The organism is Streptomyces sp. NPDC017991, from assembly GCF_044328075.1.
Lineage (GTDB): Bacteria > Actinomycetota > Actinomycetes > Streptomycetales > Streptomycetaceae > Streptomyces.
Genome location: NZ_JBIRGP010000002.1, coordinates 825,439 through 838,826, shown reverse-complemented (window position 1 = coordinate 838,826; position 13,388 = coordinate 825,439). Strand labels below are relative to the sequence as shown.

10 protein-coding genes are annotated in these 13,388 nt (G+C 70.3%); 9 read left to right on the top strand and 1 reads right to left on the bottom strand.

Annotated elements, in window-relative coordinates:
- Nucleotides 1-101: 101 nt before the first annotated feature.
- From ACH4DZ_RS08220 to ACH4DZ_RS08210, 3 genes are all read left to right on the top strand, one after another.
- Nucleotides 102-2,567 carry a HelD family protein gene (locus ACH4DZ_RS08220; protein ID WP_398286122.1) on the top strand — a complete coding sequence of 822 codons (2,466 nt, stop codon included), beginning with the start codon at nucleotides 102-104 and terminating at the stop codon, nucleotides 2,565-2,567.
- A 469-nt stretch (nucleotides 2,568-3,036) separates the two neighbouring features.
- Nucleotides 3,037-4,452 carry an NAD-dependent malic enzyme gene (locus ACH4DZ_RS08215; protein ID WP_398286121.1) on the top strand — a complete coding sequence of 472 codons (1,416 nt, stop codon included), beginning with the start codon at nucleotides 3,037-3,039 and terminating at the stop codon, nucleotides 4,450-4,452.
- A 652-nt stretch (nucleotides 4,453-5,104) separates the two neighbouring features.
- Nucleotides 5,105-5,386 (top strand): HU family DNA-binding protein, encoded by a 282-nt coding sequence (locus ACH4DZ_RS08210; protein WP_007382399.1) that lies wholly within the window; start codon nucleotides 5,105-5,107, stop codon nucleotides 5,384-5,386.
- Nucleotides 5,387-5,498: 112 nt separating this feature from the next.
- Here the strand turns inward: ACH4DZ_RS08210 and murA are convergent, their stop codons facing one another.
- Entirely contained in the window at nucleotides 5,499-6,845 is a 1,347-nt protein-coding gene (murA, locus tag ACH4DZ_RS08205) for a UDP-N-acetylglucosamine 1-carboxyvinyltransferase (protein WP_189775097.1), read from the bottom strand.
- 252 nt (nucleotides 6,846-7,097) lie between these two features.
- On the opposite strand from murA, the gene ACH4DZ_RS08200 reads away from it, so the two are divergent.
- The 6 genes from ACH4DZ_RS08200 (at nucleotide 7,098) to ACH4DZ_RS08175 (ending at nucleotide 13,324) form a co-directional block, all read left to right on the top strand.
- Nucleotides 7,098-7,670 (top strand): YqgE/AlgH family protein, encoded by a 573-nt coding sequence (locus tag ACH4DZ_RS08200; RefSeq protein ID WP_398286120.1) that lies wholly within the window; start codon nucleotides 7,098-7,100, stop codon nucleotides 7,668-7,670.
- 29 nt (nucleotides 7,671-7,699) lie between these two features.
- Nucleotides 7,700-8,011 carry a DUF3039 domain-containing protein gene (locus tag ACH4DZ_RS08195; RefSeq protein WP_189775099.1) on the top strand — a complete coding sequence of 104 codons (312 nt, stop codon included), beginning with the start codon at nucleotides 7,700-7,702 and terminating at the stop codon, nucleotides 8,009-8,011.
- A gap of 352 nt (nucleotides 8,012-8,363) precedes the next feature.
- A complete protein-coding gene (locus tag ACH4DZ_RS08190) occupies nucleotides 8,364-9,677 on the top strand; it encodes an extracellular solute-binding protein (protein WP_398286119.1) in 1,314 nt (437 codons plus the stop codon).
- A 5-nt stretch (nucleotides 9,678-9,682) separates the two neighbouring features.
- Entirely contained in the window at nucleotides 9,683-10,723 is a 1,041-nt protein-coding gene (locus ACH4DZ_RS08185; RefSeq protein ID WP_398286239.1) for a carbohydrate ABC transporter permease, read from the top strand.
- Nucleotides 10,724-10,728: 5 nt separating this feature from the next.
- Entirely contained in the window at nucleotides 10,729-11,610 is an 882-nt protein-coding gene (locus tag ACH4DZ_RS08180) for a carbohydrate ABC transporter permease (protein WP_398286118.1), read from the top strand.
- 1 nt (nucleotide 11,611) lies between these two features.
- On the top strand, nucleotides 11,612-13,324 hold the full coding sequence (locus tag ACH4DZ_RS08175) for a beta-N-acetylhexosaminidase (RefSeq protein WP_398286117.1): 1,713 nt from the start codon (nucleotides 11,612-11,614) through the stop codon (nucleotides 13,322-13,324).
- Nucleotides 13,325-13,388: the final 64 nt, after the last annotated feature.

Here is a 13,388-nt window from a genome sequence, read left to right as displayed (position 1 = left end):
CGCGAAGTCGACCGGTAAGTGGATCAAGAGCGGAAACGTAGCCCGACGGGCTCCCCTTCGCGTACGGTTGACGGCTGCCATGCACGTCAGAAGGGGGCCCGGTGGCCGCTCAGGTTCAGCAGGAAATGGCGCTCGATCCGGTAGGCGACTCCGTACGCGACCGGGAGATCGGCGTCGAACAGGAACACCTCGACCGGGTGTACCAGCGCCTTGAGGAAAAGATCCACGAGGCGGAGTTCCTGATGAACGACGCCGCCCAGCGCGGCCAGGTCGGTACGCCCGGGGCACTCGCGGAGCGCGACGCGCAGGTGTTCCGGGCGGGGATCCATCTCAACCGCCTGAACAACGAGTTCGAGGACTTCCTCTTCGGACGGATCGATCTCCTCCAGGGCAAGGACGGCAAGAAGGGCCCGGACGGCGCGTACACGGCGGTCGAACCCGCCGAGGGAGCCGTCCGCCCCGACAACACCGCCGACATCGCGGAGACCCTCCACATCGGCCGTATCGGCGTCCTCGACGCCGAGTACGCGCCGCTGGTGATCGACTGGCGGGCCCCCGCGGCGGCGCCGTTCTACCGCTCCACACCGGTCGACCCCGGCCGGGTCGTACGCCGCCGGGTCATCCGCTCCAAGGGCCGCAAGGTCCTCGGGGTCGAGGACGACCTGATGCGCCCGGAACTCAAGGCCACCCTCGCCGGGAACGAACTCCCGGTGATCGGCGACGGCGCTCTGATGGCCGCCCTGGGCCAGGCCCGCAGCCACACCATGCGGGACATCGTCGCCTCCATCCAGGCCGAGCAGGACCTGGTCATCCGGGCCCCCGCCGCGTCCGTGACCTACGTGGAGGGCGGCCCCGGCACCGGCAAGACCGCGGTGGCGCTGCACCGGGCCGCCTACCTGCTCTACCAGGACCGCAGACGGTACGCGGGCGGCATCCTGATCGTCTCGCCCACGCCCCTGCTGGTCGCGTACACCGAAGGCGTCCTGCCGTCCCTCGGCGAGGAGGGCCAGGTCGCCATCCGCGCGGTCGGCTCCCTGGTCGACGGCGCCGAGGCCACCCAGTACGACGCACCGGCGGTGGCCCGCGCCAAGGGCTCCCACCGGATGCTCAAGGTGCTGCGGCACGCCGCACGCGGGGCACTGGAGACGCCGGGCGCGCCCGGCGGGCACAGCGCCCCCGCCCCGTCCGGGCAGCTCTCCTTCGGCGACGAGGGCGAGGAGGACGACGAGCCCGGCACGCGGGCCCCGGCGGTCACGCCCACCCGCCTGCGTGTGGTCGCCTTCGGGCGCCGGCTGGAACTGGAGGCGCCCGAGCTGGACCGCATCCGGAACAACGCGCTCTCCGGTACTGCGCCCGTGAACCTGCTGCGCCCGCGCGCCCGCAAGCTGCTGCTCGACGCCCTCTGGTCGCGCTCCGGCGCGGGGTCCCGGCACACGGACCCCGAGCTGGCCGCCGAACTGCGCTCGTCGTTCGACGAGGACGTCAGCTCCGAGGACTCCTTCATCGGGTTCCTCGACGCCTGGTGGCCCGAGCTGACCCCGCGGGCCGTGCTGGCGGCGATGGCCGACGAGCGGCGGCTCGGGCGCTGGGCGCGGCGGATCCTCAACCCCGGCGAGGTGCGCCGGGTGGCCCGCTCCCTCAAGCGGGACGGTCTCTCCGTGCACGACGTGGCCATGCTCGACGAACTGGAGGCGATCGTCGGCACCCCGACCCGCCCCCGCAAGAAGCGCGAGTTCGACCCGCTCGACCAGCTGACGGGCCTGGAGGAGCTCATGCCCCAGCGCGAGGAGACGCAGCGCGAGCGGGCCGAACGGCTGGCCCAGGAGCGTACGGAGTACGCGCACGTCATCGTCGACGAGGCGCAGGACCTCACGCCCATGCAGTGGCGCATGATCGGCCGCCGCGGCCGGCACGCCACCTGGACGGTGGTCGGCGACCCCGCCCAGTCGTCCTGGTCGCATCCGGACGAGGCCGCAGAGGCCCGTGACGAGGCCCTCGGCAGCCGCCCGCGCCGCCGCTTCACGCTCACCGTGAACTACCGCAACCCGGCCGAGATCGCCGAACTCGCCGCCAAGGTGCTGGCCCTCGCCATGCCCGGCTCCGAGTCGCCGAGAGCGGTCCGCTCGACGGGCGTACAGCCCCGTTTCGTGACGGCTGCGGGCTCGGCGGGCTCTGCGGGCGGGTCCGGCGGGTCCGGCGGGTCCGGCGGGCAGGGCGGCGGCGGGCGGGACGGCCTGTCGAAGACCGTGCGGGAGGAGGCCGCGCGGCTGCTTGACCAGGTCGACGGCACGGTCGGCGTCGTCGTCGCCATGAACCGGCGCGGCGAGGCCGCACGCTGGCTCGCCGGGCTCGGGGACCGTGTGGTGGCCCTCGGCAGCCTGGAGGCCAAAGGCCTGGAGTACGACGCCACGGTGGTCGTATCGCCCGCGGAGATCGCCGACGAGTCCCCGGCCGGGCTACGGGTGCTGTACGTGGCGCTGACCCGGGCGACCCAGCAGCTCACCATCGTCTCGGCGGCCCGCGACGAGCCGGACGCGGACGGGGTACCGGACCTGCTGCGGGACTGAGCGGGGCTGAGCGGGCCTGACCCGGACCGGGCGGGCCCGTCCCTGGCCGAGTGGGGCGGGCGGCCCGTGAATCGCGGGGCCCGTCCCGGTGAACCGCGGGCCCCGTCCTCGTAAAGCTTCCCTGTGAACCCACGGTGCGGGAATTGCCTTACGGGGATCGTTTGTTACCTTTGACGTGACACCGGCCCGATCCAAGCCCCCGGGCCCAACCTTCGTCGCTACGAGCGACCACTTGCCGCGAGGCGAGCATGGCGGGTCGGTGTCATTGAACGTGAGCGACACCAGCGGTCGCACGAAAGAGGTCCACGTCACCAAGTGACGTGGACCTCTTTCGTGGTGAACAAAAGGTTCGCAATCCGGGGCGGCTACCACGTACTCCGCGGTAGGTGCGACGATCGGACGGCAAACCCGCGAGTCAGCGGTATTCGCAGCACTCGCAGTACTTCGGTGAAAGCAGAGGAAGTCGGCCATGGCAACGGCGCCCAGCGTCTCCTACTCGATCACGGTCCGGTTGGAGGTGCCCGCGAGCGGAACCGCGGTCTCCCAGATCACCACCGCCGTGGAGTCCAGCGGAGGCTCGGTGACCGGCCTCGACGTGACGGCCTCCGGCCACGAGAAGCTCCGTATCGACGTCACCATCGCGGCGTCCTCCACGAAGCACTCGGAAGAGATCGTCGAGCAGCTGCGCGGCATCGAGGACGTCACGCTCGGCAAGGTCTCCGACCGTACGTTCCTGATGCACCTCGGCGGCAAGATCGAGATGGCGTCCAAGCACCCCATCCGCAACCGCGACGACCTCTCGATGATCTACACGCCCGGTGTGGCCCGGGTCTGCATGGCGATCGCCGAGAACCCCGAGGACGCCCGCCGCCTGACCATCAAGCGCAACTCGGTGGCGGTCGTCACCGACGGCTCGGCCGTGCTGGGCCTCGGCAACATCGGCCCGATGGCCGCCCTGCCGGTGATGGAGGGCAAGGCCGCGCTCTTCAAGCGGTTCGCCGGCATCGACGCCTGGCCGCTGTGCCTGGACACGCAGGACACCGACGCGATCGTGGAGATCGTCAAGGCGATCGCCCCCGGCTTCGCGGGCATCAACCTGGAGGACATCTCCGCCCCGCGCTGCTTCGAGATCGAGGCCCGCCTGCGCGAGGCCCTCGACATCCCCGTCTTCCACGACGACCAGCACGGCACGGCGATCGTCGTCCTCGCCTCGCTCACGAACGCGCTGCGCGTGACCGGCAAGTCGATCGGCGACATCCGCGTCGTCATGTCCGGCGCGGGCGCCGCCGGTACGGCCATCCTGAAGCTGCTGATCGCCGCCGGCGTCAAGCACGCCGTCGTGGCCGACATCCACGGTGTCGTGCACGCGGGCCGCGAGGACCTGGTGAAGGCCGCCGACGACTCGCCGCTGCGGTGGATCGCCGACAACACCAACCCCGAGGGCGTCACGGGCACGCTGAAGCAGGCCGTGCGCGGCGCGGACGTCTTCATCGGCGTCTCGGCCCCGAACGTGCTGGACGGCGACGACGTGGCCGCGATGGCCGATGACGCGATCGTCTTCGCGCTCGCGAACCCCGACCCCGAGGTCGACCCGGGCGTCGCCCGGCAGACCGCGGCGGTCGTGGCCACCGGCCGCTCGGACTTCCCGAACCAGATCAACAACGTGCTGGTCTTCCCGGGGGTCTTCCGCGGGCTCCTGGACGCCCAGTCCCGCACGGTCAACACCGAGATGATGCTTGCGGCCGCAACGGCGCTGGCCGAGGTGGTGACGGAGGACGAGCTCAACGCGAACTACATCATCCCCAGCGTCTTCAACGACAAGGTCGCGGGGGCGGTGGCGGGCGCGGTCCGTGACGCGGCGAAGGCGGCCGGCGTCACGGTCTGAACAGCCCGTCCCACCGTTCCGGGGACTGCGCCCCCGGGCCCCGCATCGCGCTTGCGCGCACGAGCCGGAAAGCTTCGTCCGCGGGCCCGGTGGGGGCTGGTCGCGCAGTTCCCCGCGCCCCTGGAAGACGGGGCTGCGCCCCAGCCTTCCAGCCCGTCCGGCGCCCTGTTCTTTCAGCCGTCCGGCGTTTGCGAACCGGGGGTTCGGGGGCGGAGCCCCTGAGTTCGTGACGGGACGGGTAGGGGCGGCGGGGGCGAGAAAGGCCCGATCGGTGGCAACTGTGACGGTTGCCACCCGGCCCCCGTACCGGCGCGTCGCCGGACACAGCGCCTCGGCGCGCCTCTAGGGTGGCGGCCATGGCTCGGTCCCTGCGGGCCCACCAGGCCCTCACCGGCCCTGCGGTCCGCTGCCGGGAGCGGACGGAGCGTCACCATTTCGAGGCCGTGGCGCTTTTCGTGTGACTCCCAGGGGTGCCGGATTGGCTTTCCCGCCGCAGGTGGGGGCAGGATGCGTCTTCGGGCGCGAGGGTCCGGCCACGGACCCGGGTCCGGGGACCGCCGAGGACCCTGGCAGCATCGGCTTCGACGTGCCCGAGATGCGGCTCCGCCGCGTGGCACGCCTCAAACGGCAAGAAGAACACGGGAGTAACAACATGAACCGCAGTGAGCTGGTGGCCGCGCTGGCCGACCGTGCCGAGGTGACTCGCAAGGACGCCGACGCCGTTCTGGCCGCCTTCGCCGAGACCGTCGGTGAGATCGTCGCCAAGGGCGACGAGAAGGTCACCATCCCCGGCTTCCTGACCTTCGAGCGCACCCACCGTGCCGCTCGTACCGCTCGCAACCCGCAGACCGGTGACCCGATCCAGATCCCGGCCGGCTACAGCGTCAAGGTCTCCGCGGGCAGCAAGCTCAAGGAAGCCGCCAAGGGCAAGTAAGCGCCTAGCGCTTCGCTGAGAACGCTGATGGGGCGGTACCCGGGACTCCGGGTACCGCCCCATCGTGGTTCGCTCCGAGCCGGTCTCACTCTCCGGCCGGGCCCACCAGGACTCAGCCGAGCGCCTTGCCCGGCAGCTCCACCTTCGCGCCCAGCTCGATCAGCTTCTCCATGAAGTTCTCGTAGCCGCGGTTGATCAGGTCGATGCCGTGCACCCGGGACGTGCCCTGGGCCGCCAGCGCCGCGATGAGGTACGAGAAGCCGCCGCGCAGGTCGGGGATGACCAGGTCGGCGCCCTGGAGCTTCGTCGGGCCCGACACGACCGCCGAGTGCAGGAAGTTGCGCTGGCCGAAGCGGCAGCGCGAGCCGCCCAGGCACTCGCGGTAGAGCTGGATGTGCGCGCCCATCTGGTTCAGCGCGGACGTGAAGCCGAGGCGGGACTCGTACACCGTCTCGTGGACGATGGACAGGCCCGTGGCCTGCGTGAGGGCGACCACGAGGGGCTGCTGCCAGTCGGTCTGGAAGCCCGGGTGGACGTCCGTCTCCAGCGCGATCGACTTGAGCTGGCCGCCGGGGTGCCAGAAGCGGATGCCCTCGTCGTCGATCTCGAAGGCGCCGCCGACCTTCCGGTACGTGTTGAGGAACGTCATCATCGAGCGCTGCTGGGCGCCGCGGACGTAGATGTTGCCTTCGGTCGCCAGGGCCGCGGAAGCCCACGAGGCGGCCTCCAGGCGGTCCGGCAGGGCCGCGTGGGTGTAACCGCCGAGCTTGTCGACGCCCGTGACGCGGATGGTGCGGTCGGTGTCCATCGCGATGATCGCGCCCATTTTCTGCAGAACGCAGATCAGGTCCTCGATCTCCGGCTCGACCGCCGCGTTCGCCAGCTCCGTGACGCCCTCCGCGAGGACGGCCGTCAGCAGCACCTGCTCGGTCGCGCCGACGGACGGGTACGGCAGCTCGATCTTCGTGCCGCGCAGCCGCTGCGGAGCCTCCAGGTACTGACCGTCCGCGCGCTTCTCGATCGTCGCGCCGAACTGCCGCAGCACCTCGAAGTGGAAGTCGATCGGCCGGCCGCCGATGTCGCAGCCGCCCAGGCCCGGGATGAACGCGTGCCCGAGGCGGTGCAGCAGCGGACCGCACAGGAGGATCGGGATGCGCGACGAGCCCGCGTGGGCGTCGATGTCCGCGACGTTGGCGCTCTCCACGTGCGACGGGTCCATGATCAGCTCGCCCGGCTCCTCACCCGGACGGACCGTCACCCCGTGCAGCTGCAGCAGTCCGCGTACGACCCGCACGTCACGGATGTCCGGGACATTGCGCAGCCGGCTCGGAGCACTGCCGAGCAGTGCGGCAACCATGGCCTTCGGTACGAGGTTCTTCGCACCGCGGACACGGATCTCACCCTCCAGCGGGGTTCCGCCGTGGACAAGGAGTACGTCGTCTGAGCCGTTGACGGTCATGTATCTCGCGTTCCGATTGGTGGGACAGAGGCGAAGAAGCAAGGGTAATGGCCCCCCACCCCCCTTCAGTAAGCCCGAGGGCCTCTCAGGCACGTCATAGCTTTGCCACAACACGAACCGTGCCTAATCGGACACGCGGGGTCACCGGCCCCGCCGCGCGCTCCATCCGCGCCCCTCGTGCCCTGAGCTGCGTTCACGTGGTTACGGGTATTGCCTCCCCGTCCGCGGGGAAGATGCGGGATCATGTCTCGCATGACCGAGGTGTCCTCGCTCACAGGGCGGCTGCTCGTGGCCACACCCGCCCTGGCGGACCCCAACTTCGACCGCGCGGTGGTGCTGCTCCTCGACCACGACGAGGAGGGCTCGCTGGGCGTCGTCCTCAACCGCCCGACCCCCGTGGACGTGGGCGACATCCTCGCGGGCTGGGCGGAACTCGCGGGGGAGCCCGGGGTCGTCTTCCAGGGCGGCCCGGTCTCCCTGGACTCGGCGCTCGGCGTGGCGGTGATCCCCGGCGGCGCCTCCGGGGAGCGCGCGCCGCTCGGCTGGCGCCGCGTGCACGGCGCGATCGGCCTCGTGGACCTGGAGGCCCCGCCGGAACTGCTCGCCGCGGCGCTCGGCTCCCTGCGGATCTTCGCGGGGTACGCGGGCTGGGGGCCGGGGCAGCTGGAGGGCGAACTGGGCGAGGGTGCCTGGTACGTCGTGGAGTCCGAGCCCGGTGACGTCTCCTCGCCCGCTCCGGAACGGCTGTGGCGCGAGGTGCTGCGCCGTCAGCGCAGCGAACTGGCGATGGTGGCCACGTATCCGGACGACCCTTCGCTCAACTGATGTCCCCCGCTTTCAGTACTCTTGCGTTCATGAGCACTCTTGAGCCTGAGACCCAGCCCCAGCGAGGCACTGGGACGGGAACCCTCGTAGAGCCGACGCCGCAGACGTCGCACGGCGACGGGGACCACGAGCGCTTCGCCCACTACGTCCAGAAGGACAAGATCATGGCGAGCGCGCTCGACGGTACGCCCGTCGTCGCACTCTGCGGCAAGGTGTGGGTCCCGGGCCGGGACCCGAAGAAGTACCCCGTGTGCCCCATGTGCAAGGAGATCTACGAGTCCATGGGCGCCGGCGGCGACGACGGCAAGGGCGGCGGAAAGGGCAAGGACGGCGGCAAGTAGCGCCTCCGTGGCCTTAACGGTTTCCCGCGCCCCGCGACGCCGTGGGGCGCCGTCTCGTGGTGCCCGGCGCGCCGCGTGGACCGAGCACGTCGGAGTACGGCCGCGGCGCCCCGGTGCGGGGTGCCGCGGCCCTGTCGTGTCCGGCTGACCGGCGGGGGCTCCGGGCGCGGTCGGCGTATGCGGCGGATCCGGGGTCTTTGTCCCGCCCACCCGTTGCACGGAGTGCTTCAACCGGTCACAGAGTGGTTGAGACCTCTTGTGGGCATGTTCATGTACTCCATAGCCTCCCGGGTGTTGTGCAGCGCAAAACCACCATTGCACGTGCTGCAACGCGCCCCCGGAGGACGCCCCCATGAAGCTCGCACACCGCACTGCCCGCATGGCCGCCCCGATCGCCGCACTCGTCGTCGCCGGGCTCACGGCGACCGCCTGCGCCCCTGAGTCGTCCGACAACTCCGGAGGGAAGGACGAGAAGAGCGGCACCCTGCGCGTGTGGCTCTTCCAGGAGGTCACCAACGCGCCGAAGGAGAAGGTGGTCGACGGGGTCGTCACCGCCTTCGAGAAGGCCCACAAGGGCACGAAGGTCGACGTCCAGTACATCCCCGTCGAGACCCGCGCCGAGAAGATCAAGGCGGCCTTCAACGACCCCAAGAGCGCGCCCGACCTCATCGAGTACGGCAACACGGACACCGCCGGGTACGTCAAGGACGGCGGACTCGCGGACGTCAGCGAGGAGTTCACGGACTGGAGCGAGTCCAAGGACACCGACCCGACCGCCAAGCAGTCCGTCACGGTCGACGGCAAGATCTACGGGGCCCCGTACTTCGTCGGTGTGCGCGCCCTCTACTACCGCACCGACGTATTCGAGGACCTGGGCCTGGAAGTGCCAAAGACCCAGGACGAGCTGATCAGCACGGCCAAGGAGATCCGGCAGGCGAAGCCGGAGCTGTACGGTCTCGCTGTCGGCGGCGCCTACACGTACGGCGCCATGCCGTTCATCTGGTCCAACGGCGGTGAGATCGCCGAGGGCAAGGGCGGCTCGTACGCCTCGACCATCGACAGCGCGGAGGCCCAGAAGGGCATCAAGGCGTACACCTCGCTCTTCGGCGACGACAACTGTCCGGCCGCCAAGTGCGCGGGCATGGGCGGCAACGACACCGTCACGGCGTTCGCCTCCGGCAAGGCCGGCATGGCCATCGGCGGCGACTTCAGCCACGCGGCGATCGAGGCGGGGAAGGTCAAGGGCAAGTACAAGGTCGTACCGCTGCCCGGGGTGAAGGCCGGTGAGATCGCCCCCGCCTTCGCGGGCGGCAACAACCTCGGTGTGCTCAAGAGCACCACCCACCGCACACTCGCCGTCGACCTGATGGAACAGCTCGCGTCGAAGAAGACGCAGGGCGCGCTCTTCGACGCGATGGGCTTCCTGCCGACGTTCACGGACGTGCGCCAGGACGTCGCGAAGCGCGAACCGTTCGTCGAGCCCTTCGTGAAGACCCTCGGCTCCGGCGCCAAGTTCGTCCCGGCCTCGCCCGCCTGGTCGCAGATCGACGCGTCCCTGGTGCTGCCGACGATGTTCCAGGAGGTCGTCAGCGGACGTAAGGGCGTGGAGGCCGCCTCCAAGGACGCGGCCAAGAAGATGAACGACGCGTTCAGCTCCGCCGGATGAGCCGGATGACCGACCGTCCGCTCGCGGTGTCCGCTCCGGTGCCGGCTCCGGGGGCCGCCCCCGGGCCGGCCCCGGCGGCCGGACCCGTCGTGCAGGGCTCGTCGGCCGGGGCCGCCGCCAAGGCGCCCCGGCCGGGCCGCGGCCCCGCGGCGGGGCGCAGATCCCCGCTCGCCCGCGGCGGCTGGACGCCCTGGCTCTACCTCGCCCCCGCGCTCGTCGTCATCGGCGGCCTGCTCGTCTACCCCGTCTACCAGCTCGGGCTGATCTCGTTCCTGGAGTACACCCAGGCCCAGGTCAGCGGCGGGGAGCCGACGTCCTTCCAGGGCTTCGGGAACTACGCGACGCTCTTCCGCGACGAGCAGTTCTGGCACGTCCTGCTGGCCACCGTGGTGTTCGCGTCGGCGTGCGTCGTGTCGACCCTCGCGGTCGGCTGCGCGCTCGCCGTCCTCCTGACACGTGTCCGTGCCGTGCCGCGGCTCGCCCTGATGCTGGCCGCGCTCGGCGCCTGGGCGACCCCCGCGGTCACCGGGTCGACGGTGTGGCTGCTCCTGTTCGACCCCGACTTCGGGCCGGTCAACCGGGTCCTTGGACTCGGCGACCACTCGTGGACGTACGGCCGGTACAGCGCCTTCGCCCTCGTCCTGCTCGAAGTCGTCTGGTGCTCCTTCCCGTTCGTGATGGTCACGGTGTACGCCGGAATCCGCGCCGTGCCCTCCGAGGTCCTGGAGGCCGCCTCCCTGGACGGCGCCTCCCAGTGGCGGATCTGGCGCTCGGTGCTCGCGCCGATGCTCCGCCCGATCCTGGTGGTCGTCACCATCCAGTCGGTCATCTGGGACTTCAAGGTCTTCACACAGATCTACGTCATGACGAACGGCGGCGGCATCGCGGGCCAGAACCTCGTCCTGAACGTGTACGCGTATCAAAAGGCCTTCGCGTCCTCCCAGTACGGCCTCGGGTCGGCGATCGGAGTGGTGATGCTGCTGATTCTGCTGGCGGTCACGCTCGTCTATCTGAGGATGCTGCGAAGGCAGGGGGAGGAGCTGTGAGTTCCGTGACGTCCAGGGATTCCGCGCAGACCGGATTCGTGCGCGATCTCGTACGCCGTTCCGTGCGACGGCCGTGGCGGCTGGCCGCGGAGGCCTCGGCGCTGCTGATCGCGGCGGTGGTCGCATTCCCCCTCTACTGGATGGCGCTCAGCGCCTTCAAACCGGCCGCGGAGATCGAGTCGACCGAGCCGCGGCCCTGGACGCTCTCCCCGTCGCTGGATTCCTTCCGGCGCGTCTTCGGGCAGCAGGAATTCGGCCGTTACTTCCTCAACAGCCTTGTCGTGGCGGTCACCGTCGTCGCCGTCTCGGCGCTCATCGCGTTTCTCGCCGCGACCGCCGTGACACGATTCCGCTTCCGCTTCCGGACCACCCTGCTGATCATGTTCCTGGTCGCGCAGATGGTGCCCGTCGAGGCACTGACGATCCCCCTCTTCTTCCAGATGCGGGACTTCGGTCAGCTCAACACCCTGGGCGCGCTGATCCTGCCGCACATCGCCTTCTCACTGCCCTTCGCGATCTGGATGCTGCGGGGCTTCGTGAAGGCCGTCCCCGAGGCGCTGGAGGAGGCCGCCCACATCGACGGGGCGAGCCGGACGCGGTTCCTGTGGCAGATCCTTTTCCCGCTGGTCTTTCCGGGACTCGTCGCCACCAGCGTGTTCTCGTTCATCTCCGCCTGGAACGACTTCCTGTTCGCCAAATCCTTCATCATCAGCGACACCTCGCAGTCCACGCTGCCGATGGCCCTCCTCGTCTTCTACAAGCCCGACGATCCGGACTGGGGCGGCGTGATGGCCGGGTCCACGGTGATGACGATTCCCGTGCTGATCTTCTTCGTACTCGTACAGCGACGCCTGGTCTCCGGACTCGGCGGCGCGGTGAAGGACTGACATGAGCGCTGACACGAGCGACGCGACTCCCGCGGCCCCGGCCGGTGTGATCCCGGCGCCCCGCTCGGTGCGGGAGTCCGCCCGCCCAGGTGTCCGGCTCGACGCGGCCACCACCCTGTGGGCCGGGCCCGGCACGGGCACCACCGAACGCTGGCTGCGCCTCACCCTCGGCGCCGCGCTGGGACTTTCGCTGCCGCCCGCTTCCGAAAACGCCTCCGGCCCCGAAAGCGCGATCGGCGCCGAAAACGCGACCGGTGGGGAAAACGCCCCGAACACCCTGCGGTTGCGTATCGACGAGTCCCTCCAGCCGGAGGCCTACGTACTCGACGCCGATTCCGGACGGGGCGTCGAGATCCGCGGCGGAAGCGCCGCCGGAGTGTTCTGGGGAGCCCAGACACTGCGTCAGCTCATCGGCCCGGAAGCCTTCCGGCGGGCGCCCGTCCGACCGGGGGTCACACACGTCGTCCCGAACCGGACCATCGAGGACGCACCACGATTCGGCTGGCGCGGTCTGATGCTCGACGTCTCGCGGCACTTCATGCCGAAGGACGGCGTCCTGCGCCAACTCGACCTGATGGCCGCGCACAAGCTCAACGTCTTCCACTTCCACCTCACGGACGACCAGGGCTGGCGTATCGAGATCAAGCGGTATCCGAAGCTCACGGAGACCGGATCATGGCGGGCACGCACCAAATTCGGTCATCGCGCCTCGCCCCACTGGGAGGAGAAGCCGCACGGGGGCCACTACACCCAGGACGACATCCGCGAGATCGTCGCGTACGCCGCCGAACGGCATATCGCCGTCGTCCCCGAAATCGACATCCCGGGGCACTCGCAGGCCGCCATCGCCGCATATCCGGAACTCGGCAACACCGATGTCATCGACACGCACTCCCTCTCCGTCTGGGACACCTGGGGCGTCTCCAAAAACGTACTCGCACCCACTGACAACGTCCTTCGCTTCTACGAGGGCGTCTTCGAGGAACTCCTCGGCCTGTTCCCCTCGGAGTTCATCCACATCGGCGGCGACGAGTGCGCCAAGGACCAGTGGAAGGCGTCCCCCGCGGCACAGGCACGGATCACCGAACTGGGCCTCGTGGACGAGGACGGACTGCAGTCCTGGTTCATCCGCCACTTCGACGACTGGCTGAGCGCGCGAGGACGCCGGCTGATCGGCTGGGACGAGATCCTGGAGGGCGGGCTCGCCCCGGGGGCCGCCGTCTCCTCGTGGCGCGGCTACCAGGGCGGCATCACGGCCGCACGGGCCGGCCACGACGTCGTCATGTGCCCCGAGCAGCAGGTGTACCTGGACCACCGGCAGGCCGAGGGACCCGACGAGCCGGTGCCCATCGGCTTCGTGCGCACCCTGGAGGACGTCTACCGCTTCGAGCCCGTTCCACCGGAGTTGACCCCCGCTCAGGCGCGGCACGTGCTGGGCACCCAGGCCAACCTGTGGACCGAGGTGATGGAGGACCGGGCCCGCGTGGACTACCAGGCATTCCCGCGGCTCGTGGCCTTCGCGGAGGTCGCCTGGAGCGCCCTGCCCCCGCCCGCGGAACGCGACTTCGCGGACTTCGAGGAGCGCATGACCGCGCACTACGCGCGACTTGACGCCCTGGGAGTCGCCTACCGGCCACCCGCCGGGCCGTTGCCGTGGCAGCGGCGCCCCGGGGTGCTCGGACGTCCGATCGAGGGGCCGCCCCCGAACGTGTGAGGCGGCTCCCGGAGGGTGTCGTCCGCCACGGCACCCTGGGACGGTGGCCACTGCGGAGAAAGAC